The following is a 21,531-nucleotide window of genomic DNA, read 5'->3' on the forward strand; positions in this document are numbered from 1 at the left end:
CCCCGACCTCGCAAGGACGCGACATGAGCGACAGGCACATCGACAAGACCCTCACCTCCTCGGGCTACTACGTCTCCCAGGAGGCACCCATCCACACCGACGACCCGGTGCCGACCCCGTCGGTGCCGGCTCCGGACATCCTGCGCTGCGCCTATATGGAGATCGTCGTCACCGACCTGGCTGCGTCCCGCGACTTCTACGTGGACGTGCTCGGCCTGACCGTCACCGAGGAGGACGACTCCACCGTCTACCTCCGCTCGATCGAGGAGTTCATCCACCACAACCTCGTCCTGCGCCAGGGGCCGGTGGCCGCCGTGGCGGCGTTCTCCTACCGGGTGCGCAGCCCCGAGGACCTGGACAAGGCGGTGGCGTTCTACACCGAGCTGGGGTGCCGCGTCGAGCGGCGGGCCGAGGGCTTCACGAAGGGGGTCGGCGACTCGGTCCGCGTCACCGACCCGCTGGGTTTCCCCTACGAGTTCTTCCACGACGTCGAGCACGTGGAGCGCCTGGCCTGGCGCTACGACCTCTACACCCCCGGTGCGCTGGTGCGCCTGGACCACTTCAACCAGGTGACGCCCGACGTGCCCCGCGCCACCAAGTTCATGCAGGACCTGGGTTTCCGCGTCACCGAGGACATCCAGGACGACGCGGGGACGGTGTATGCCGCGTGGATGCGGCGCAAGCCGACCGTCCACGACACCGCCATGACCGGCGGCGACGGTCCGCGGATGCACCACGTCGCCTTCTCCACGCACGAGAAGCACAACATCCTGGCGATCTGCGACAAGCTCGGGGCGCTGCGCCGCTCGGACGCCATCGAGCGCGGACCGGGCCGGCACGGGGTGTCCAACGCCTTCTACCTCTACCTGCGCGACCCCGACGGGCACCGGGTCGAGATCTACACCCAGGACTACTACACCGGCGACCCGGACAACCCCGTCATCACCTGGGACGTCCACGACAACCAGCGCCGGGACTGGTGGGGCAACCCGGTGGTGCCCTCGTGGTACACCGAGGCCTCCCTCGTGCTCGACCTCGACGGCAACCCGCAACCGGTGGTCGAGCGCACCGACGACTCCGAGATGGGCGTCACCATCGGTGCCGACGGGTTCTCCTACACCCGCCGGGACGAGGACGAGGAGATGCCCGAGTGGAAGAAGGGCGAGTACAAGCTGGGGCACCAGCTGTGACGAGGGAGGACCACGGATGCTGACACCCGAGCAGATCGCCACGATCGCCGAGGAGCTGGCCGAGGCGGACCGGACGCACTCGGTGATCCCACGGATCACCGCGCGCTACCCCGAGGCGACCATCGAGGACTCCTACGCCATCCAGGGCGTGTGGCGCGACCAGAACCTCGCCGCCGGCCGCCGCCTGGTGGGCCGCAAGATCGGGCTGACCTCCAAGGCGATGCAGCAGGCCACGGGGATCAGCGAGCCGGACTACGGCGTCATGTTCGACGACACCGTCCACGCCTCCGGCGCCGAGATCCCGGTGGACGACTTCTCCAACGTCCGCATCGAGGTCGAGCTCGCGTTCGTCCTCGCGCGGCCGCTGTCCGGGCCGGACTGCACCCTCGAGCAGGCGCTCGACGCCATCGACTACGCCGTCCCGGCGCTGGAGGTCCTCAACTCGCACATCGAGCTCGAGGGTCGCACCATCGTCGACACCATCAGCGACAACGCCGCCTACGGCGCGATGGTGCTCGGCGAGGAGCGCCGGCGCCCGGACGAGATCGACCTGCGCTGGGTCCCCGGGGTGCTGTCCCGCAACGGGGAGGTCGAGGAGACCGGCGTGGCCGCGGGTGTCCTCGGGCACCCCGCCACCGGGGTGGCCTGGCTGGCCAACAAGTTCCACCAGCACGGCGCCCGGCTGGAGGCCGGCGAGATCATCCTGGCCGGGTCGTTCACCCGGCCGATGTGGGTCTCCCGGGGGGACGACGTGCACTGCGACTACCGCGAGATGGGGACCGTCACGTGCCGCTTCGTCTGACGCCGACCTTCCGCGACGTGCTGGCCTCCCTGGACCGGCCGATGGTCGGGATGTGGGTCAGCTCGGGCTCGCCGCTGGTCGCCGAGATCGCCGCCGGCTCCGGCCTGGACTGGCTGCTCATCGACATGGAGCACGCCCCCAACGGCCTGGAGTCGGTGCTCGCGCAGCTGCAGGCGGTGGCGGCATACCCCGTCGTGCCGGTCGTCCGCGTCCCCTCCGCCGACCCGGTGCTCATCAAGCAGGTCCTCGACCTCGGCGCGCAGACCATCCTCGTGCCCATGGTCGACAGCGCGCAGGAGGCCGCCGACGCCGTCGCGGCGGTCCGCTACCCGCCGCGCGGCAGGCGGGGCGTGGGCTCGGCCCTCGGCCGCTCGGCGCGGTGGAACCGCGTCGAGGGCTACCTCCAGCAGGCCGAGGAGCACGTCTCGCTGCTCGTGCAGATCGAGTCCGAGGCCGCCGTCGAGGCGGCGGCCGAGATCGGGGCGGTCGACGGCGTCGACGGGGTCTTCGTCGGGCCCAGCGACCTGGCGGCGTCCATGGGCGTGCTGGGGCAGCAGACGCACCCGGACGTGCGGGCCGCCGTGCTCCGGACCTTCGACGCGGTCCGGGCAGCGGGCACCCCCGTGGGCGTCAACGCCTTCGACCCGGCCGTGGCGGACGCCTACCTCGAGCAGGGCGCCTCCTTCGTCCTCGTCGGCGCCGACGTGGCGCTCCTCGCCCGCGGGTCGGAGGCGCTGGCCACGCGCTTCATCGGCTCCGCCGGGGAGGACACCGACCGGTCCTGACGTCCCGCCTGCCGCCAGCACCTATAGTCGAGGGGTCCGGCGCCGCTGCGCGCCGGTGCTCGAAAAAGGAGCACGGAGTCGCGCCCGGCGCGAGAGACACATACGGCCTCGATCCCGTCATGTCTCCAGCAGAGGAAGCTCGTATGCCCACCGTCTCCGCCCACGTCGCCCACACCCTGGCCCGCCACGTCGACCACGTCTTCGGGGTCATGGGCAACGGCAACGCGCACGTCCTCGACGCCCTCGAGCGCTCGAGCGACGTGCAGTTCACCGCGGTCCGCCACGAGGCCGGGGGAGTCGTGGCGGCGGACGCCCACCACCGGGCCTGCGGGCGGATCGCCGCGGCGACCTCGACCTACGGCGCCGGCTTCACCAACACGCTCACGGCGCTGGCCGAGGCGGTGCAGGCCAAGGTGCCGCTCGTCCTCGTCGTCGGCGACGGCCCGACCTCCGGCCCGCGCCCCTGGGACGTCGACCAGATCGCGCTGGCCTCCGCGGTCGGCGCCCGCACCTACACGGTCGGGCGGACCGACGCCGCGGCGACCACGGTCATCGCCATCGAGCACGCCCTCACCTACCGGGTGCCCACCGTGCTGGCGGTGCCCTACGACGTCGCCCGCCTCGAGGCCGGGCCGGTGCCCGAGGTGCCCGCCCCGCTGACCCCGGCGCCCCGGGAGCCCGTCGGCGACTTCGCCGCCGGCTCCATCACGGAGATCGCCACCGCCCTGGCCGGGGCGCAGCGGCCGTTGCTGCTCGCCGGGCGCGGGGCGTGGCTGGCCGGCGCGGGGGAGGCGTTGGGGGACCTCGCCGACGCCACCGGCGCGGTGACCGCCACCACCTCGCTGGGGCGCAACATCTTCCCCCGGGCGGAGTACGACCTGGGGGTGGCCGGTGGCTGGGGTGCCGAGGGTGCGATGGACCTCGTCCGCGAGGCCGACGTCGCGGTCGTCTTCGGCGCCTCGCTCAACCAGTTCACGATGCGCTTCGGGGCGCTGCTGGCGCCCGGCACCCGCATCTTCCAGGTCGACGTCGCGCCGGCCGCCACGCACCCTCACGTCGGGGGCTACGTCCAGGGCGACGCGGCCCTCGTGGCGCGGGCGGTCACCGAGCAGCTCTCCGAGCTCGGCCACGTGCCCGGCGCCTGGCGCGAGTCCGTCCCCGTCGCCGAGCTGCGCGCCTACCACCCCGGGGAGGACCTCGCGCCCGACGGCCGGCTGGACCCGCGGTCGGTGGCGGTCCGGATCGGCGAGCTGCTGCCGCAGGACCGGGTCGTCGTCTCCGACGGCGGGCACTTCATCGGGTGGGCGAACATGTACTGGCCGGTGGCGGCGCCCGACCGGATGATCATGGTGGGCACGGCCTTCCAGTCGATCGGGCTGGGCTGGCCCTCGGTGCTCGGCGCCTCCCTGGCCCGCCCGGAGGCGACGGTCGTGCTCACCACTGGGGACGGGGGTGGGCTCATGGCCCTCGCCGACCTGGAGTCGGCGGTGCGCGTCGCCGGCGGGTCCGGGATGGCGGTGGTGTGGAACGACGGGGCCTACGGCGCCGAGGTCAACCTCTACGGGCTGCAGGGGCTGGCGCTCGCGCCGATGCTCATCCCGGAGGTCGACTTCGCCGCGCTGGCCTCCGGTGTGGGCGCCCGGGGCGTCGTCGTGCGGAGCCTGGACGACCTCGACCAGCTCGCCGACTGGGCGGCGCAGCCGGCCGACGAGCGCCCGTTCCTGGTCCTCGACTGCCGGGTGTCCCGCGACGTCGTCGCGCCCTACCAGGAGGAGATCATCCGGGTGAACAGCTGAGGCGGCCGGGCTCGCGGGAGCCGGCCCCGGGGCATGCCCCGGGCAGCACGAAGGGCCCGGCACCGTGAGGTGCCGGGCCCTTGCTCGTGCCGTCAGCCGGCCAGGCGCTGCATCTGGTCGATCTGCACGCTCTGGGTGACCATCATGTCGGTCGCCAGCTGCTGCACGGTGACGTCCGAGCCGAAGATGATCTCCTCGACGGCCATGTCGATGGCGCCCTCGTGGTGGGGGACCATGAGCTCGACGAAGAGGGCGTCGAAGGCGGCGCCCTCCGCCTCGGCGAGCTGCTGCATCTGCTCGGGCGAGGCCATACCCATCTGCTCACGCATGGCGGGGTCGGCGAGCATGCGCTCGTAGGCCGCCACCTCGTCGGTGACCGGGTGTCCGTTGGCGCCCTGCCAGCCCTGCATGACGTCGATCTCCAGCTGCTGCTCCAGGAGCATCCGGTCGGCCAGCGCCGCGAGCTGCGGGTCGGCCATCCGGTCCTCGGCGAGCTGCGCCATGAGGATCGCCTGGTAGTGGTGCGGCACCATCATCGACATGAACATCGCGTCGTGGTCGGAGTGGTCGGCCATGTCCTGGCGGCTCTGCGCGACCATGCGCTCGGCCTGCGGCGCCGGGACGACCTGAGCGCTCGCGCCCGGGGCGGCGGGGACGACCGCGGAGGTGACGTCCTTGCCGTCGAGACCGGGGGCGTTCCCCGGGCGGGAGCCGGAGCGTCCCGGGGTCGACTCGTACTGCGTCTGGGCGTTGAGGAAGTCCATCTTCACCCGGTTGTCACCCTTGGTGCCGCGCACCTTGAGCACGTCCAGCCCCTGCGTGATGTCGCTGGAGTAGATGTGCCCGTTGTAGTAGTACGCCGACCAGGAGCCACCGAGGACGAGGTTGTCGTCGTCGATCGGACCGCGGTCGAAGTAGGCGATCTCCTCGGGGTTGTCGGAGTCGGTGAAGTCGAACACCGAGACGCCGCCCTGGTACCACGCCTGCACCATGACGTCACCCTTGACGACCGGGATGATCGAGCCGTTGTGCGCGACGCAGTTCTCCGTGTCCTCCTGGTAGCGGGGGATCTTGTAGTAGCTGCGGAAGTCCAGCGACGCGGTGTCGCCGTAGGCGATGTCGAAGATCGCGTTGGCGCCGCGGTTGGGCCCCACCGCCTCGTTGCAGGTGGCCGCGCCACCGCCGCCGAGCTCGTCGGTGAAGATCACCTTCGAGCCGTCGTCGTTGAAGGTGGCCGAGTGCCAGAACGCGAAGTTGGAGTCCTGCACCCGCTCGACCACCTCGGGGTTCACCGGGTCCGAGATGTCCATGAGGATGCCGTCGCCCATGCAGGCGCCGGCGGCCAGGTCCCGCTCGGGGTAGGCCGTGATGTCGTGGCAGCCGCTCGTGCGGGGGTTGCCGCCGTCCGGGAAGAGCACCGGCTCGGAGACCACCGCGGCCGAGGCCGGGTCGTCCGTCGGCACCTCGACGACCGAGATCCCGTCGTGCGGGGGCTGGCAGTTGGGGAAGCGGGAGTTGGGGCCGTAGGAGGAGACGTAGAGGTAGTTGGTGCCCTCGTCCTCGCCCGGGATGAGGGTGTGCGTGTGCGAGCCGCAGTCGGTGCGCACGGCCTTGACGTAGTCGGGGCTCTCCAGGTCGGAGATGTCGAAGATGCGCATCCCCTCCCAGGAGTCCGGGCTGAGGATGCTGCCGGATGTGCTGGAGCAGCTGTCGTCGGACCGGGGGGAGTCGACCGACATGAAGAGCAGTGAGCCGTCCTCGGAGACGGACACGTCGCCCTGGCCGCCGGGGCACAGCACCTGGGTGACGAGCTCGGGGTCCTTGGGCTTGGAGATGTCCCAGATGCGGAAGCCGTCGTAGTTGCCCTGGAAGGCGTAGTCGCCCCAGAAGGCGATGTCGGAGTTGAAGCCCTCCAGCGGCGCCTGCTTCGGGGTGTTGCTCAGCAGCGTCATGTTGTCGCTGGTCTCGATGTCGTCGGGGTCGGCTTGGACCGCTCCCGGTAGGTACGCGACGCTGAGGGTCGTCGCGAAGACCGCCGTCGCCGCCGTGCGCAGCAGACGTCTGGTCCGGTTCGTGGTGTCGCCCATGACAGCCAACCTCCAGTGGTTTCGGGGATCCTTCGACCCTAGGGGGGTGACGTCGGGGAAGCCGAGGGTGAACCACCAAACTTGGGACAACCTTTACGGACCTGGTGGAAGCGCTGACAGCGTGGGCGGCCAGACGCGCATCCCTCCTCGGTCAGGCGTGGCTCGCCTCGGCGAGCAGCTCGAGCACGTGCCGGTAGGGGTGACCGGTGGCCCGGGTCATCCCGATCTCGCAGGTGCGGTTGGACGAGACGAAGCCCGGCTCGCACGGACCCGACTTCCCGACGACCTCCGCGACCTCGGCGGCCTCCGCCGCGGTGGCCGAGGCGGTGAGCTCGGGGTGCAGCAGGCCCCGGTCGCCCGCGAAGGCGCAGCAGCCCCAGGACACCGGCACCACCACGTCGGTCGAGACCGCCTGGGCCAGCGCCACCAGGGCCTCGGTGCTGCCGGCCCGCTCGGACGAGCAGGTGGGGTGCACGACGACGGTCTGGTCGGTGCGACGCACGGCGAGCCGGGGGAGCACGGTGTCCCGGACGAACTCGACGGCGTCCACCACCCGCAGCTCCGGTGCGCGCTCGGCGAGCATCACGACGAGGCCCTCGACGCAGGAGGACGCCTCGACCACCACCGGCAGCCGGCCACCCTCGGTGGCCTCCCGCAGGGCCGGGACGACCCGGTCGACCATGACGTCATACCCGTCGTCCAGCCCCTTGGACTTCCACGGGGTGCCGCAGCACAGGTCGCGGATGCCGGCCGGCGTGCGCAGCGGGACGTCGGCGCGCACGCACAGGTCGACGAGCGCGCCGGTCGCCCCGGAGCCCAGGTCGCCGCGGTGGCCGCCCGGCTCGGTCCCGAACATCTCGCCGATGCAGGTGCTGAAGAGCACGGCGGCGGGGGAGGCGGGGTCGAGCTCACGGCGACGCCGGCCGCCGCGCGGAAGGCGCGGGTCGTAGAGCGGCACGGCGTCGGCGCCGGCCACCGCGCGCACCACCCGCGTGGCAGCCACCGGGACGCCGGAGGGCACCAACCTCGCCGCGCTGAGCGCCAGCCCTCCCAGCGGCGCGACCGTGCCCCAGGCCCGCGCCGCCCCTGCCCAGGCTGCCTGCGCCGTGCGGGTGGCGGACTCCCGGCGCAACCGCCGGGTGAGGGCGCCGGTGTCGATGCGGACCGGGCACGCGCTCTGGCACATGCCGTCGACGGCGCAGGTCTGGTTGCCGTCGTAGTCGTAGTCGCGCTCGAGGGAGTCGGCGAGCGCGTGGTCGCCAGCGGCGCGCGCGGTCTGGATGTCGCGGCGCACCACGATCCGCTGGCGCGGGGTGAGCGTGAGGTCCTTGGACGGGCAGACCGGCTCGCAGTATCCGCACTCGACGCACCGGTCGACCTCCTCCTCGACCGGCGGCGCGGTCTTGAGGTCCTGCAGGTATGACGTGGGCTCGTCGGAGAGGACGGCCGCCGGGTTGAGCAGGCCCCGGGGGTCGACGAGCCGCTTGAGCCGCCACATGACGTCGTAGAGCTCGTCGCCGTACTGCCGCCGGACGAAGGGCGCCATGATGCGGCCGGTCCCGTGCTCGGCCTTGAGCGAGCCGCCCTGGCCCAGCACCAGGTCGACCATGTCCTCGGTGAAGGCCGCGTAGCGGCGCATCGCGTCGGGGTCGTCGAAGCGCTCGTTGAGCAGGAAGTGGACGTTGCCGTCGCGGGCGTGCCCGAAGATGACCGACTGCTCGTAGCGGTGCGCGTCGAAGAGCTCGGTCAGCGCGACGCAGGTCTCCCCGAGCACGTCGACGCCCACCACCACGTCCTCGAGCAGGGCGTTGGTGCCGGCGGGGCGGGCCTCGGCGACGGCGGAGAACAGCCCCTTGCGGACCCTCCACAGCGCGGCGCGCTCCCGGGCGTCCCGGGTGAGCCGGGCAGGCTCGGTCAGGGTCAGCCCGTCGAGGGTGGCGGCCGCGGACCCCAGCGTGCCGTCCAGCTCGGCGGGGGTGTCGCCCTGCCACTCGACGAGCAGCGCGGCGTGCTCGTCGACGGTGAGGGAGGCGATCTGGGGCGGGCAGGTCGGGTCCTGCTGGGCCACCCGCAGCGACGCGGCGTCGAGCAGCTCGGCGGTGGCGACGTCGGTCTGGGCCAGCGCGGGCACCGCGCCGGTGGCCTCCGCGATGGTGTCGAGGACGAGGAGACCCGTGGCCACCTCGGGGTGGACGGGCACGGTCGCCAGCACGGCCGAGGCGACGAAGCCGAGCGTGCCCTCGCTGCCCACCATGAGGTGCACGAGCATGTCGAGCGGCCGCTCGTAGTCGAGCAGCGCGTTGATGCCGTAGCCCATGGTGTTCTTCATCGAGAACAGCCGGCGGATGGTCGCCACCGACTCCGGGTCGGCCAGCACACGGCGCCGCAGCGCGAGGAGCCCGGCGACCAGCTCGGGCTCGCGGGCCGCCAGCTCGGCCTCGGCGTCGGGGGCGGCCGAGTCGATCACCGTGCCCGAGGGGAGCACGAAGGTCAGCGACTCGAGGGTGGCGTAGGTGTTGAGCTCGGTGCCGCAGTGCATGCCGCTGGAGTTGTTGGCGATGACGCCGCCGAGCGTGCAGGCGCCCTCACTCGCCGGGTCCGGCCCGAGCTTGCGGTCGTAGGGCGCGAGCCGTGCGTTCACCGCGCGGACCGTCACCCCGGGCTGGACCCGGACACGGGCCCCGCCGTCGAGCACCTCGACATCGGTGAAGTGCCGGCGGGTGTCGACCAGCACCGCGTCGGTGACGGACTGCCCGGACAGGCTGGTGCCGCCGGAACGGAAGGTGATGGGCGCGCCCACGCGGTCGCAGGCGGCCATCACCACGGCCACCTGCGCGGTGGAGGTGGGACGGACCAGCAGCTCGGGCGTCAGCAGGTAGTGCGACGCGTCGTGCGCCAGCGCGTGCAGGTCCAGCGGCCGCCGGCTGACCGCGCCGTCTCCCAGCTGCTCGCCGAGCGCGCTCTCGAGCCGGCTCCAGGGGATCTCCAGGGTCGTCCGCGGCACGCCGGCCAGCCTAGACCGGCACCTCCCCGACGCCTCACACGGTGCGCAGGAAGTCCAGGTGCGCCTCGTAGGCGTCGAGGCAGTCGTGGATGACCTGCGAACGGGTGAACCCCATGACGTCGTAGTCCTGGCCGCCGTCCGCCAGGTGCACCTCGAGCCGGGCGTACCGGTCGCGGTTGCCGATCATCCGCCCGCCGTAGGTCGGGACGGGGTGCTGGGAGATCTTGACCCGGTAGACGAAGGGGTGCTCGTCCTCCCCGGTCCGCAGCTCGACGAACCGCCCGCCCTCGTTGTCCTGGTCGTCGGGCGGTGCGGTGCCGCTGCTCGTCTCGGCCTCCACCCCGCGGCTGAGCAGCTCCTCGGCGACCTCGGTGAGCGCCGGGTCCACGACGCTGTCCAGGTATGCCTCGGCGTCCTCGGTGTCGACGAAGTTGGTCGCGCGGGCCACCCGCGCCTTCCACGTCTCCCGGTCCGCCTTGCCGTCACCCACGGCATACAGCACGGCGTGGGTCCCGTTGCCGGCGTCGACGCGGCGCAGCTCGGTGCGCAGGGCTGTGAAGAGTCCCCACATCACCAGGACGAGCACGACGGCGAAGGGCAGGCCCATGATGACGGTGGCGTACTGCAGCGCGTAGATGCCGCCGACGGCCAGCACCGCGATGGTCAGCAGGCCGGTGGCCGCCGCCCAGACGATCCGCAGCCAGGGCGCGCAGTCCTCCTGCACCTCGCGCAGCTGCGAGCACAGGTTGCCCATGACCAGGGCCCCGGAGTCGGCGGAGGTGACGTAGAACAGCAGGCCCACCGCGGTGGCCAGGAGCACGAGCAGCCCCGCGGCCGGGTAGTCCTGCAGCAGCATGAAGAAACCCCGGCCGTCGTACTCCTGCGCCGCGGCCGCGAAGTCGGCGTCGCCGTCCCGCACCCGAGCCAGCGCAGCGTTGCCGAAGATGGAGACCCACATGACGATGTAGGCGAACGGGATGACCATGGTGCCGGCGACGAACTGCCGGATCGTGCGGCCGCGGGAGATGCGGGCCAGGAACATGCCCACGAACGAGGCCCAGGCCACCCACCAGGCCCAGAAGAACAGGGTCCAGAGGTTCATCCACTCGTTGGCCCCGTCGTAGGCCATGGTGTCCATCGTCATGGAGGGGAAGCGGGCGACGAAGTCGCCGACGTTCATCACCACGCCCTCGATGAGCAGCTGGGTGCGGCCGGTGACGAGGACCCACGCCGCGAGGCCGAGGGCGAGCAGCACGTTGAGCTGGGAGAGGAAGCGGATGCCCTTGTCGACACCGGTCGTGGCCGAGATCGCGGCCATGGTGATGGCGAGGACGATGAGGCCGATCTGGGCGGCCAGACCCTGTTGTACGCCGAACAGCTCGCCGAGGCCGAAGTTGAGGAAGACGACACCGATCCCGAGGCTGGTGGCCACCCCGAAGATGGTGCCGAGCACGGCTGCGGTGTCGACGGCGTGGCCGAGCGGGCCGTCGATGCGCCGGCCGAAGACCGGTGCGAGGGCCGACCGGACGGCGAGCGGCAGGTTGAGCCGGTAGGCGAAGAAGGCCAGCGCCATCCCCATGAGCGCATACATGCCCCACCCGGTGATGCCGTAGTGGAACAGCGTCCAGACCGTGGCCTCCCGCGCCGCCTGGACCGTCTCGCCCTCGATCAGCGGGGGATTGATGTACTGCGTCACCGGCTCCACGACGGAGAAGAACATGACGTCGGTGCCGATGCCGGCAGCAAAGAGCATGGACGCCCAGGCGAAGGTGGAGAACTCCGGGCGGGAGTGCGCCGGGCCGAGGCGCAGCGTGCCGTAGCGGGAGAACCCGAGGAAGAGCACGAAGACGAGGATCGCCGTGCCGAGCGCGATGTAGAACCAGCCGAACGTGCCGCCGACCCACTCCGTCCAGGAGAAGATGGTCTCGTAGGCGCGGTCGGGCATGAGGATGGCCCACGTCGCGAAGACGACGACGCCCACGAGGGAGGCGACGAAGACGGGGAGGCGGACCGGGGGTGACCCGGACGGCTTCTCGGCGGGGGAGGGGGCGGGGGCGGCCTGCTCGGTCTTGGCGGTCATCACGGGTTCCTCTCGCTGGTGGACCCGGCTTCCCGTCGGAGCCGTTCGGCCGATGGCGGGTCCTGCATCGCGTCCCACGCGTCGTTGCGCGGGTCGCCCGGCGGGTACAGGGGCTGCCCGGTGCCGTGGCGGTACCACGGGGCCTGCGAGGCGGGCAGCGGGGTGTTGCCGGCGATGAGGTCGGCGGCCTTCTCGGCCACCATCATCACGGGGGCGTAGATGTTGCCGTTGGTCACGTAGGGGAAGACCGAGGCGTCCACGACCGACAGGCCCTGGGTGCCGTGCACCCGCATCGACGTGGGGTCGACGACGGCCTGCGGGTCCTCCGCGCTGCCCATCCGCGCCGTGCACGAGGGGTGCAGGGCGGTCTCGGCGTCGCCGCGGACCCACTCAAGGATCTCCTCGTCGGTCTCGACGTCCGGCCCCGGGGAGATCTCGCCGCCGCTGAACGGCGCGAACGCCGGCTGGGCGAGGATGTCGCGGGCTGCCCGGACGACCTCGACCCACTCCCGCCGGTCGGTGTCGGTCGACAGGTAGTTGAACAGGATCGACGGGCGCTGCGCCGGGTCGGCCGAGCGGATGTGCACGTGGCCGCGGGTGTCGGCATACATCGGCCCGATGTGCACCTGGTAGCCGTGGATGCCGTGCTCGGTCCTGGCCGGCTTGCTGCCGTCGTAGCGGATCGCGATCGGCAGGAAGTGGAACATGAGGTTGGGCCACTCCACCTGGTCGTTGGAGCGGATGAAGCCGCCGGCCTCGAAGTGGTTGCTGGCGCCGACGCCGCGGCGGCCGAAGAGCCACTCGGCGCCGATCCGCGGCTTGTGGTGGTGCGCCATCCACGGCGCGATGGAGACCGGCTGGGTGGAGGAGTGCTGCAGGTAGACCTCGAGGTGGTCCTGCAGGTTGGCCCCGACCCCGGGCAGCTCGACCCGGGTCGGCACGCCGGCCGCGCTCAGCACCTCGGGGTCGCCGATGCCGGCGAGCTGGAGCAGCTGCGGCGAGGCGAAGGCGCCGCCGCACAGGATGACCTCGCCGGCCTCGACGACGCGGTGCAGGCGCCCGGCCCGGGTGTAGTCGACGCCGGTGCACCGGGTGCCCTGCATCCGCAGGCCGGTGACCGTGGCGAAGGTCTCGATGTGCAGGTTGCGGCGGTGCTCGACGGGGTGCAGGTATGCCCGTGCCGCCGACAGCCGGCGGCCGCGGTGGACGTTGCGGTCGAACTTGGCGAAGCCCTCCTGCCGGTAGCCGTTGACGTCGTCGGTGAGCGGGTAGCCGGCCTGCTGGGTGGCCTCGAAGAAGGCGCCGAAGAGCGGCGAGCTGGCGGGGCCCCGCTCGGTGACGAGGGGGCCGGAGCCGCCGCGCCACGCGTCCGCCCCGGTGCTGCCGTCCTCGAGCAGCACCGTCTCCATCCGCTTGAAGTAGGGCAGGCAGTGGGCGTAGTCCCAGTCCTGCAGGCCCGGCTCGGCGGCCCAGCGCTCGAAGTCCATGGGGTTGCCGCGCTGGAAGATCATGCCGTTGATGGAGGAGGAGCCCCCGAGCACCTTGCCGCGGGCGTGGTAGATCCGGCGCCCGCCCATGGCGGGCTCGGGGTCGGACTCGTACTTCCAGTCGTAGAAGCGGCTGCCGATGGGGAAGGGCAGCGCCGCCGGCATGTGGATGAACGGGTCGAACCGGTAGTCGTTGCGGCCGGCCTCCAGGACGAGGACGCTCGTCGAGGGGTCGCTGCTCAGCCGGTTGCCGAGGGCCGAGCCGGCGGAGCCGCCGCCGACGATGACGTAGTCGTAGCGGTCAGGCATCACTGTCCTCCGGGGTGGGGGCGCCGCGGTCGGCGAACCAACCGGCCGGGGCGGGGCGGGTGTTGTGGTAGATGTGCTTGGTCTCGCGGTACTCCTCCAGCCCCGCCCGCCCCAGCTCGCGCCCGATGCCGGACTGCTTGAACCCGCCCCACTCCGCCCCGGGGACGTAGGGGTGGTAGTCGTTGATCCAGATGGTGCCGTGCCGCAGCCGCCCCGCCACCCGCTCGGCGCGCCCGGCGTTCTGCGTCCACACCGCGCCGGCCAGGCCGTAGATCGTGTCGTTGGCGATCGCGACGGCGGCCTCCTCGGCCGCGTCGGGGTCCTCTCCGGAGAACGTCTCGACCGTCAGGACCGGGCCGAAGGACTCGTCGTGCACGCACCGCATGTCCTGGGCGCAGTGGTCCAGGACGGTGGGGGAGAAGTACCACCCGTCCGCGAGCGCGGGGTCCTCCGGCGGGCCGCCGCCGCACCGCAGCTCGGCGCCGTCCTCGAGCGCCTCGGCGACGTAGCGGGCGACCTTGTCGCGGTGCGCCTCGCTGATGAGCGGCCCGGTCTCCGCGTCGTCGTCGAAGGGGCCGCCGAGCCGGATCTGCCGGGCGCGCTCCACCAGGGTGTCGACGACCTCGTCGTGCACCGACTCCTCGACGATCAGTCGCGCGCCGGCACTGCAGACCTGTCCCGAGTCGAGGAAGACCGCGGTGAGCGCGTTGTCGATCGCCGCGGGGAGGTCGGCGTCGGCGAAGACGACGTTGGGGTTCTTGCCGCCGAGCTCGAGGGCGACCCGCTTCACCGTCGGCGCGGCCGCGGCCATGATGGTCCGCCCGGTCTCGACGCCGCCGGTGAAGGAGACCAGGTCGACCGCCTCGTGGGAGGTGAGCGTCGGGCCGACCGTGGCACCGCTGCCGAGCACCAGGTTGGCGACACCGGCGGGCAGCCCCGCGTCGGTGAGCGCGTGCATGAGCCACACCGAGGTGTGCGGGGTCAGCTCGCTGGGCTTGAGGACGAAGGTGTTGCCGGCGGCCAGGGCCGGGGCGACCTTCCAGCTGGTCTGCAGGAGCGGGAAGTTCCAGGGGGTGATGAGGCTGCAGACGCCGACCGGCTCGTGCACCACCCTGCTGGCGACGTCCGGCATACCGGTGTCGACGACACGACCGGCCTCGCTGGCCGCGAGATCGGCGAAGTGGCGGAAGACCGCCTCGATGTCGTCGACGTCGATCTGCGACTCGACGAAGCGCTTGCCGGTGTCGCGCGACTCCAGCCGCGCGACCTCGTCGCGCTCGGCGGCGAGCCGGTCCGCGACGCGGCGCAGCAGCTGCGCGCGCTCCGGTGCCGGGGTGTGCGGCCACGCGCCGTCGTCGAAGGCGCGACGGGCGGCCAGCACGGCCGCCTCGGCGTCCTCCGCGGTCGCCTCCGCGACCACGCCGACCTCGGTCTGGTCGGCCGGGCACAGGATCGTCCGTGTCCCCCCATCGGAAGCGTCGCGCCAGGTGCCGTCGATGAAGAGTTGGCTCATCGCCCATAGATACCAGGAAACCGGCCGGCCGTCACCAGTCCAGCGGGACGGTCGCGCTGCTTCGACGTGCGTCGCGGGGCGATCTGGTGTTGCGTGGCGCTGGTCCCATTTTCCGATCAGGAGGTATGCATGAGCAACGTCACGGAGTCCGTGGACGTCGAGGTCCCGATCAAGGTCGCGTACGACCAGTGGACGCAGTTCGAGTCCTTCCCCCAGTTCATGGAGGGCGTGGAGTCGATCACCCAGGTCACCGACACCCGCAACCACTGGGTCGTCGAGGTCGGCGGCGCCACCCGCGAGTTCGACACCGAGATCAGCGAGCAGCACCCCGAGGAGCGGGTCGCGTGGACCACCGTCGCGGGTGACACCAAGCACGCCGGCGTGGTCACCTTCCACAAGCTCAGCGACACCACCACCCGGGTCACGATCCAGATGGACTGGGACCCGGAGGGTCTGCTGGAGAAGGCCGGTGCCCTCGTGGGCGTCGACGACCGCCGGGTCAAGGGCGACGCCAAGCGCTTCAAGGAGTTCATCGAGTCGCGCGGCGTGCCGACCGGCGGCTGGGAGGGCGACGTCCCCCGCGACTGACCCCCTGCCACGGCAGTGACCGGCGCCCGCCCCCAGCTAAGGGCGGGCGCCGGTCCGCGTCCGGGATGCGGGGAGGGTCAGGTCTCGCAGACGACCCCGTCGCCGTCGCCGTCGCGGTACCAGTGGTACTCCGGGTCGACACCCACGACGTACCACCCGTAGCCGTTCGCGAGCGCCTCGGCGCAGGTGCCGAACTGCGGGTCGGTGCCGGAGTCGGCGGGGACAGCCGGTGCCGCCGGCACAGCGGGGGCCGCCGGCTGCGGGGACGGCTGCGCCTCGCAGGAGAAGGCCTGCGGGCTGGCCGCGTCGGCCGCGACGTACTCCGCCTCCCGGTCGTGCCAGCCGTAGCCGTCGCGGGAGTCGTACCGCGCCGTGGCCAGGCCCTCCTGGATGAGGGTGAGGCCCACGTCGAGCCCGTCGACGTCGAGGTAGCGGATGAGCCGGCCGTAGCGGTCGATGCTGTCGGCGCCGGCGAGGACGAGCACGGCCTGGCGGTCCCGGGCGAGCTCCGTCATCCGCGCGCCCGCCTCGTCGTAGCCGCACTCGCCCCGCTCGGGGGTGTCGATGCCGGCGATCCGGATGCGGGCGCCGTTGGACACGTCGACGGTGTCGCCGTCGACGATGGCCACGACCGTCAGGGAGGCGGCGGCCCGCTCGGCGGCCTCCTTCTCGGCAGCGGCCTTCTCCGCCGCTTCTTTCTCGGCGGCGGCTTTCTCGGCGGCCTCCTCGGCAGCGGCCCGTTCCGCGGCTGCCTTGTCGGCGGCTTCTTTCTCGGCCGCCTCCTGCTCGGCGGCGGCCTTTTCCGCCGCTTCTTTCTCTGCGGCCGCGGCGGCTTTCTTCGCGGCTTCCTGCTCGGCGGCTTCCTGCTCGGCGGCGGCTTTCTCTGCCGCCTTCTCCGCGGCGGCCTTCTCCTCAGCGGCCTTCGCCGCGGCCTCCTTCTCGGCCCGCGTGGCGGCGTCGACGGAGGCCTCGCCCGTCGCCGCCGGTGCTGCCTGCGCGGCAGGCTCGGTGTCCTCGACCCCGAAGAACGCGATCGCCGCGATGACCAGCACGACGAACCCGCCGACGACCACCCCCACGACGGCCAGCAGACCGATGACGAGCTTGCGCAGCATGGACGTCCCTCACCTCAGGTCCCCCCTCCGCGGGCAGGACGACATCGGTCCCGACCCTGGTCGTGAACCCTTCAACCACAGCGCCCTGAGCACGACGAGACGTCCCACGGAGGTCGTGGGGAGTGTCGTCATACCGGTCTCGTTGATCCCCGTGATCGCGAGAAAGCAGCATCACTGCGTGTGGTGCTGCACGGACCATACCCCACGCATTTCCCGATTCCTACCCATGAGTAGGAAGAATGCCGACGGCTAGGCGGTGATGACCTCGGCGCTGCGACGGCGGGTCACCGTGAGGTGGAGGCTCAGGGCTGCGTAGTAGACGACGTAGGCGCCGGAGAGCGCGACGAGCCACCCGCTCGGCGAGGGGTACTGCGCCAGGACCGCGGCATACAGGACGAACCACAGCGTCGTCAGCGTCATCGTCGGCCACCAGGCGGTCTCCGTGCGGGACGGGTAGACGTAGCGCACGGGGACAAAGACGAGGGCGGTGAGCACCAGCAGCGTGATCGTGGTGGTCGCCGTGCCCGCGCCGAGGACGACGAGGTAGAACGCCGCGATGTTCCAGTAGCTGGGGAAGCCGAGGAAGAAGTGGTCGTCGGTCTTGGCGTCGCTGCGGCAGAACTGGAAGCACGAGGCGAGCAGCGGGATCGACGCGACGACCCCGCCGAGCCAGCCGGCGGGGAGGAAGCCCGCGCTCCACAGCAGCACCATCGGCGCGAAGGCGTAGGTGATGTAGTCGACGATGTTGTCGAGCAGCGCACCGTCGAAGCCGGGCGCCAGCTCCTTGACCCGCCAGCGTCGGGCGGCGAAGCCGTCGGTGCCGTCGACGACCATCGCGGCGAGGAAGAGCCAGAGCACCACCTCGACCTCGCCGGCGTAGGAGAAGTGGACCATGAGCAGGGCCAGCACGACCCCGAGGGAGGTATACGCGTGGACGGCTGCTGCCGCCAGGCGTGCGGGGGCACTGGCGGCAGGTGAGGTCATGCCGAGACCCTAGCGGTCAGGTCGTCGTCATGAGGGCGGGCAGGACCGAGGCGAGCTCGCGCCACACCCGGGTGGGGGTGGTCGGCACCAGCCGCAGCTCGGGCGTCGCCTCGACGAGCCACAGGCCGCTGTCCCGGCCGTCGACCGCGGCCAGCATGAGGGGGGCGTCGTCCGAGCCGACGGCAGCGGCGACGAGGCGCCAGGCGCGGTCCGCGCCGAGGTCGGCACCCGCCCGCCGGTCCGACAGCGTCCCGTGGGACTCGGCACCGTGCCCGACTCTCACGGGACGTTCGTGGGCGGGTGAGGCGGAGGAGGGGGGTCCGGCCGCCTCGCCGGCCCTGGGTCGCGGCTCGTCGGCCGCGGTGGCGAACCATGCCTCCAGCTCGGCCTCGTCGACCGGCCGGGCCTCACGGTCGGCCGGGGCGTGCGCCCGGGGGGCCAGGCCGACCATCCGGGCCAGCGAGGCCGCCAGGTGGTCCGGCGGCAGGACGAGCACGCGGCGCTCGTCACCGCGACCCAGGTCGAGGAGCACCGCGAGGGCGTCCGCGCCGACCCAGGCCTCGTGGGTGAAGACACCACCGGGGGTGGCGGTCTGGACCTGCACGACGGCGCGAGGGTCGCGGCCGGCCTCGAGGGCCAGGTCGCCGCCGGGCACGCCCGCCGCCACCCGAGCCAGCTCCGGGTCGACCTCGTCGGCGCCCGCCAGCCCGGCCCAGGTGGCGGTGTCGACGAGCAGCGCGTCGCCGTCCTGGCGCGACGTCATACCCGCGCCTCCTGCCCCACCCGCAGGCTGGCGCAGCAGGCGGCCAGCTCCTCGGCCACGACCGGGTGGCGCACCACGTCGACGGTCGCGGTGAGGGTGACCCCGAGGTCGCCGACCTGGGTGAAGACCTGCTCCATGACGAGGGCGCGGCCCTGAGCGTCGACGTGGTGCGCGAGGCGGCTGCCGGCGGGACGACCGTCGATCTCGACGGCGTGCAGGTCGATGAGGAGGTAGTCGGCCAGCTCCTGCGGCAGCAGGGCCTCGGTGCCGTTCTGCCAGTCCCGGAACGATCGGTCGCCGGTGCTCCCCGCGGTGAGCACGAGGTTGGCGCGGACGTCGCCCTCGCCCTGCTCCGGCTCGAGCACGACGAGGACCTCGGGGCGGCCGGTCTCCTCGACCAGCCAGCCGTCGGGCGCGTCGAAGCTCGCCCCCGTCGCCTCGTGCACGACCCTCACCGCAGCCACCTCTTCTTGTCGAACCGTCGGGCGATGCTGCCCCGGGCCCAGCGCGGCACCGACCACCGGGGGTAGGGGAGGGCCAGCGCGCCCCAGCCGAAGACCAGCCACAGCCCCAGCGGCGCGAGGACGAGCGCGAGGAACCCCAGGGCGGGCACCTCGGAGATCCAGGCGGACAGGCCCACGAGCAGGCTGAGCACGCCCACCCCCGGCAGCACGAAGAGCGTGCCGCGCACCCCGGCCTCGGACGGGCTGGCCACCCAGGCCCGCGCCTGCTCGCCGCGGCCCAGCCGCTCCCAGAGCGCCAGCCCCAGGAGCAGGACGCCGAGCCCGAGACCGACCACGCTCACCACCACGGAGACCACCGGCTCACCAGGGGGTGATGTCGTCGATGAAGTCCCCGGCACTGTCGAGGGCGTCGCCCACCCCGTCGGCGATGTCGCCGCCGATGTCCTTGAGCTGGTCGCCCACCCAGGCGCCGGCCTGCGACCCCACGAAGCCTCCCACGAGCGCGCCGAGCCCGGCCCCGATGACGGTCCCCACGCCGGGCATGATCGCCGTCCCGATGGCGCCGCCCGCCCAGGCGCCGGCCTTGGCGCCGACCAGCGCCCCGCCGGTGGTGGCGGCCGACACGGTGACCGTGCGGCCGACCCGCTCGTCGGTGGGGTAGTGGGCGCTCTCGTTCCACTCGTTCCACCCCGAGGTGGCCGCGGTGAGGACGGTGCCGCCGCGGCCCAGCCAGCGCCCGGCGGTGCCCCACCCGGACGCGGGGGCGCCGTGCCACGGGCGGGCGCTGAAGTGCCCACGCGGGTCGAAGCCGCGGACGCGCTGCCAGGGGCTGAGCCCGCGGGCGGTCGGGAAGCGGCCGGCCCCGTGCCGCAGCCGCTGCCAGAAGCCCATGCTCGGGGAGACGACCCGGCCCGCGGCGTCGATCGGGCGGAAGTGGGAGTAGCGGTGGTCGGCCATCCAGCTCGCCACCGTCGAGGCGCCGAACTGGACCTGCCCGAGGGTGAACAGCGTCATGCTCACCGAGCCCTCGCCGACCGGGGGCCGGAAGCCGAGCCAGGTGTCGAGGGCGGTGTCGGTGACGCTCGCGGCGGGCCGGGACACCGACTCCAGGGCCTCCCAGGCGCTCTGGGTCGTCAGGGTGCCGGTGGCCAGGGGCGCGCCGGTGCCGGCCACCCCGCTGCTGCCGTGGACCCGGCGGGCGACCTGGTCGGGGCTGAGCTGGGCGGCCCCCGGGACGAGGATCTGGGTGCCGGCGTCCAGTGCGGCTGCGGTGGAGGTCGCGTCGCGCTCCACCTCGTCGCGGATCTCCTGGGCCTGCTGGCGGAGCCGGGCGACCTCGCCGTCGACCTGGCCCTGGAGGGTGTCGTGGCGGTCGTCGTCGACGTCGACCCCGTCCATGCGGTGCAGCTGCTGCTGCGCCCGCCGCTCGAGGTCCTCGATGTCCTCCCGGGCGTTCCGCAGGCGGCGGGCGTAGTTGCCGATCTGCTCCTGCGCGGCGTCCACGACGGAGGCGGCGCCGCCCAGGGCGCCGGCGATGCCCCGGCCGGCGTCCTCGAAGTCGCGCGAGCGGGTGGCGCGCCAGGTGCCGAGGGTCTGCTCGACGCCCCGCTCGACGTCGCCCCGCTCGGTGGTCAGGTCACCGGAGACCGTGGCCAGGGTGGTGGCGAGGGAGTCCAGCAGTGCTGGGTCGCCTTGCGGCAGAGCGAAACCCGCGACCATCAGCCACCCCCGGCGGTGTCGATGTCCTGGGCCGCCGCGTCGGCCAGCGCGGCCGCGATCGTGGTCTGGGTGCCGGTGTCCTCCACGGCGGTGCCGACCGCCGCGCCGAGCCGGCGCACCGCGCTGGAGAGGTCGGCATACCCGGCGCCGGAGCCCTGCACCTGCGCGAGCCCCCGCCCGATGTCCTGGATGCGTCCCCCGGTGCGGTGCAGCGCCCGCGCGCCGGCGCCCATCGCCTGCGGGTCGCCTCCGACGAAGCCGCCCATGCTCGTGTCTCCCCTCCCGTCCCTGACCGACGTCGACAATAGTGCGCGCGGCGAGCGTTCCCAAGCCGTGGCACCCTGGCGGTATGAGCGCTTCCACCCGCTGGGACGACGTCCGTGCCCGCCTGGTCGACGAGCTCGCCGCGCTGGACGACGGGCAGTCGCTCGTGCTGTCCGAGCCGGACCGGGCGGCGCCGCCCGCGCGCCGCCGCTGGTTCGGCCTGGGGCCGCGGCCCGCCGCGACCGCCGGCCGCTACGTCCAGGCGTCGCGCCTGGGGGACGACCTCCTCTGCGAGAGCGTCTCGGCCGCGTATGCCGACCTCACGGCGGAGCAGACGGCCGCGCTGCAGGAGCAGGGGTGGTCCGACCCCTCCCGCCAGCCGCGCGGGGTGTCCTCGGCGAACCACGTCTTCGTGGGTCGCGTCGAGGACCCGGGCACCTGCGCCGAGATGTTCGTTGGTGCGCTGCGGGCGCTGGGGACCGGCGTCCCCGACGCCCGGTGGCGCTGGGACCGCGTCGCCTAGGCCGAGACTGCGCCCAGGCCGGAGCCCGCTCTCCCCGCGAGGCTGGCTGCACGACGGT

Annotated in this window: 18 protein-coding genes; 6 read left to right on the forward strand and 12 right to left on the reverse strand. The window is 72.8% G+C overall.

Features of this window, described 5'->3' with window-relative positions; genetic code table 11:
- The first annotated feature begins 23 nt into the window (after nt 1-23).
- The 4 genes from hpaD to EUS26_RS09540 all read left to right on the forward strand — a co-directional run bounded on the left by hpaD (nt 24) and on the right by EUS26_RS09540 (nt 4,573).
- The gene (hpaD, locus tag EUS26_RS09525; RefSeq protein WP_130013498.1) at nt 24-1,190 is read left to right on the forward strand and encodes a 3,4-dihydroxyphenylacetate 2,3-dioxygenase; all 1,167 of its coding nucleotides are present in this window, start codon (nt 24-26) and stop codon (nt 1,188-1,190) included.
- Between the two features lie 16 nt (nt 1,191-1,206).
- Nucleotides 1,207-1,992 carry a 2-keto-4-pentenoate hydratase gene (locus tag EUS26_RS09530; protein WP_130013500.1) on the forward strand — a complete coding sequence of 262 codons (786 nt, stop codon included), beginning with the start codon at nt 1,207-1,209 and terminating at the stop codon, nt 1,990-1,992.
- Nucleotides 1,977-2,777 (forward strand): aldolase/citrate lyase family protein, encoded by an 801-nt coding sequence (locus tag EUS26_RS09535; protein WP_130013502.1) that lies wholly within the window; start codon nt 1,977-1,979, stop codon nt 2,775-2,777. The genes EUS26_RS09530 and EUS26_RS09535 overlap by 16 nt, the downstream gene beginning before the upstream one ends.
- A 143-nt stretch (nt 2,778-2,920) precedes the next feature.
- Nucleotides 2,921-4,573 (forward strand): thiamine pyrophosphate-binding protein, encoded by a 1,653-nt coding sequence (locus tag EUS26_RS09540; protein ID WP_130013504.1) that lies wholly within the window; start codon nt 2,921-2,923, stop codon nt 4,571-4,573.
- 92 nt (nt 4,574-4,665) lie between these two features.
- Here the strand turns inward: EUS26_RS09540 and EUS26_RS09545 are convergent, their stop codons facing one another.
- The 5 genes from EUS26_RS09545 to EUS26_RS09565 all read right to left on the reverse strand — a co-directional run bounded on the left by EUS26_RS09545 (nt 4,666) and on the right by EUS26_RS09565 (nt 15,053).
- Nucleotides 4,666-6,660 (reverse strand): DUF305 domain-containing protein, encoded by a 1,995-nt coding sequence (locus EUS26_RS09545; RefSeq protein WP_130013506.1) that lies wholly within the window; start codon nt 6,658-6,660, stop codon nt 4,666-4,668.
- A 151-nt stretch (nt 6,661-6,811) separates the two neighbouring features.
- On the reverse strand, nt 6,812-9,664 hold the full coding sequence (locus EUS26_RS09550; protein WP_130013508.1) for an FAD-binding and (Fe-S)-binding domain-containing protein: 2,853 nt from the start codon (nt 9,662-9,664) through the stop codon (nt 6,812-6,814).
- A 34-nt stretch (nt 9,665-9,698) separates the two neighbouring features.
- A complete protein-coding gene (gene betT / locus EUS26_RS09555; RefSeq protein ID WP_130013510.1) occupies nt 9,699-11,744 on the reverse strand; it encodes a choline BCCT transporter BetT in 2,046 nt (681 codons plus the stop codon).
- Nucleotides 11,744-13,540 (reverse strand): choline dehydrogenase, encoded by a 1,797-nt coding sequence (betA, locus tag EUS26_RS09560; protein ID WP_130013512.1) that lies wholly within the window; start codon nt 13,538-13,540, stop codon nt 11,744-11,746. The genes betT and betA overlap by 1 nt, the downstream gene beginning before the upstream one ends.
- Nucleotides 13,533-15,053, reverse strand: coding sequence for an aldehyde dehydrogenase family protein (locus EUS26_RS09565; RefSeq protein WP_130013514.1), 1,521 nt, complete (start codon nt 15,051-15,053; stop codon nt 13,533-13,535). The genes betA and EUS26_RS09565 overlap by 8 nt, the downstream gene beginning before the upstream one ends.
- A gap of 129 nt (nt 15,054-15,182) precedes the next feature.
- Between EUS26_RS09565 and EUS26_RS09570 the strand changes: the two genes are divergently transcribed.
- Complete coding sequence (locus EUS26_RS09570; protein ID WP_130013516.1) at nt 15,183-15,641, forward strand: SRPBCC family protein; 459 nt, start codon at nt 15,183-15,185, stop codon at nt 15,639-15,641.
- Between the two features lie 77 nt (nt 15,642-15,718).
- On the opposite strand, the gene EUS26_RS09575 is transcribed toward EUS26_RS09570, so the two are convergent.
- From EUS26_RS09575 to EUS26_RS09605, 7 genes are all read right to left on the reverse strand, one after another.
- Nucleotides 15,719-16,756, reverse strand: coding sequence for a thermonuclease family protein (locus tag EUS26_RS09575; protein WP_130013518.1), 1,038 nt, complete (start codon nt 16,754-16,756; stop codon nt 15,719-15,721).
- Nucleotides 16,757-17,005: 249 nt separating this feature from the next.
- Nucleotides 17,006-17,740, reverse strand: coding sequence for a CDP-alcohol phosphatidyltransferase family protein (locus EUS26_RS09580; protein ID WP_130013520.1), 735 nt, complete (start codon nt 17,738-17,740; stop codon nt 17,006-17,008).
- A 16-nt stretch (nt 17,741-17,756) separates the two neighbouring features.
- Nucleotides 17,757-18,503 carry a serine/threonine-protein kinase gene (locus tag EUS26_RS09585; RefSeq protein ID WP_130013522.1) on the reverse strand — a complete coding sequence of 249 codons (747 nt, stop codon included), beginning with the start codon at nt 18,501-18,503 and terminating at the stop codon, nt 17,757-17,759.
- Nucleotides 18,500-18,958, reverse strand: a complete 459-nt coding sequence (locus EUS26_RS09590; RefSeq protein WP_130013524.1) for a hypothetical protein — start codon at nt 18,956-18,958, stop codon at nt 18,500-18,502. Before EUS26_RS09590 ends, EUS26_RS09585 begins: the two co-directional genes overlap by 4 nt.
- A complete protein-coding gene (locus EUS26_RS09595; RefSeq protein WP_130013526.1) occupies nt 18,955-19,323 on the reverse strand; it encodes a hypothetical protein in 369 nt (122 codons plus the stop codon). The genes EUS26_RS09590 and EUS26_RS09595 overlap by 4 nt, the downstream gene beginning before the upstream one ends.
- 4 nt (nt 19,324-19,327) lie before the next feature.
- The gene (locus tag EUS26_RS09600) at nt 19,328-20,686 is read right to left on the reverse strand and encodes an ATP synthase subunit B family protein (protein WP_130013528.1); all 1,359 of its coding nucleotides are present in this window, start codon (nt 20,684-20,686) and stop codon (nt 19,328-19,330) included.
- The gene (locus EUS26_RS09605; RefSeq protein ID WP_130013530.1) at nt 20,686-20,952 is read right to left on the reverse strand and encodes a hypothetical protein; all 267 of its coding nucleotides are present in this window, start codon (nt 20,950-20,952) and stop codon (nt 20,686-20,688) included. The genes EUS26_RS09600 and EUS26_RS09605 overlap by 1 nt, the downstream gene beginning before the upstream one ends.
- Before the next feature lie 83 nt (nt 20,953-21,035).
- Between EUS26_RS09605 and EUS26_RS09610 the strand changes: the two genes are divergently transcribed.
- Nucleotides 21,036-21,473 carry a TY-Chap domain-containing protein gene (locus tag EUS26_RS09610; RefSeq protein WP_130013532.1) on the forward strand — a complete coding sequence of 146 codons (438 nt, stop codon included), beginning with the start codon at nt 21,036-21,038 and terminating at the stop codon, nt 21,471-21,473.
- Nucleotides 21,474-21,531: the final 58 nt, after the last annotated feature.

Origin of the sequence: Serinicoccus sediminis (assembly GCF_004153545.1) — a bacterium.
Lineage (GTDB): Bacteria > Actinomycetota > Actinomycetes > Actinomycetales > Dermatophilaceae > Ornithinicoccus > Ornithinicoccus sediminis_A.

What these genes read in the sequence shown, in the direction of transcription:
- EUS26_RS09580 (WP_130013520.1), bottom strand. Translation starts at nt 17,740, where the DNA reads ATGACCTCACCTGCCGCCAGTGCCCCCGCACGCCTGGCGGCAGCAGCC.
- EUS26_RS09540 (WP_130013504.1), top strand. Translation starts at nt 2,921, where the DNA reads ATGCCCACCGTCTCCGCCCACGTCGCCCACACCCTGGCCCGCCACGTC.
- EUS26_RS09600 (WP_130013528.1), bottom strand. Translation starts at nt 20,686, where the DNA reads ATGGTCGCGGGTTTCGCTCTGCCGCAAGGCGACCCAGCACTGCTGGAC.
- EUS26_RS09545 (WP_130013506.1), bottom strand. Translation starts at nt 6,660, where the DNA reads ATGGGCGACACCACGAACCGGACCAGACGTCTGCTGCGCACGGCGGCG.
- EUS26_RS09570 (WP_130013516.1), top strand. Translation starts at nt 15,183, where the DNA reads ATGAGCAACGTCACGGAGTCCGTGGACGTCGAGGTCCCGATCAAGGTC.
- EUS26_RS09605 (WP_130013530.1), bottom strand. Translation starts at nt 20,952, where the DNA reads ATGGGCGGCTTCGTCGGAGGCGACCCGCAGGCGATGGGCGCCGGCGCG.
- EUS26_RS09565 (WP_130013514.1), bottom strand. Translation starts at nt 15,053, where the DNA reads ATGAGCCAACTCTTCATCGACGGCACCTGGCGCGACGCTTCCGATGGG.
- EUS26_RS09530 (WP_130013500.1), top strand. Translation starts at nt 1,207, where the DNA reads ATGCTGACACCCGAGCAGATCGCCACGATCGCCGAGGAGCTGGCCGAG.
- EUS26_RS09610 (WP_130013532.1), top strand. Translation starts at nt 21,036, where the DNA reads ATGAGCGCTTCCACCCGCTGGGACGACGTCCGTGCCCGCCTGGTCGAC.
- EUS26_RS09575 (WP_130013518.1), bottom strand. Translation starts at nt 16,756, where the DNA reads ATGCTGCGCAAGCTCGTCATCGGTCTGCTGGCCGTCGTGGGGGTGGTC.
- betA (WP_130013512.1), bottom strand. Translation starts at nt 13,540, where the DNA reads ATGCCTGACCGCTACGACTACGTCATCGTCGGCGGCGGCTCCGCCGGC.
- hpaD (WP_130013498.1), top strand. Translation starts at nt 24, where the DNA reads ATGAGCGACAGGCACATCGACAAGACCCTCACCTCCTCGGGCTACTAC.
- EUS26_RS09585 (WP_130013522.1), bottom strand. Translation starts at nt 18,503, where the DNA reads ATGACGTCGCGCCAGGACGGCGACGCGCTGCTCGTCGACACCGCCACC.
- betT (WP_130013510.1), bottom strand. Translation starts at nt 11,744, where the DNA reads ATGACCGCCAAGACCGAGCAGGCCGCCCCCGCCCCCTCCCCCGCCGAG.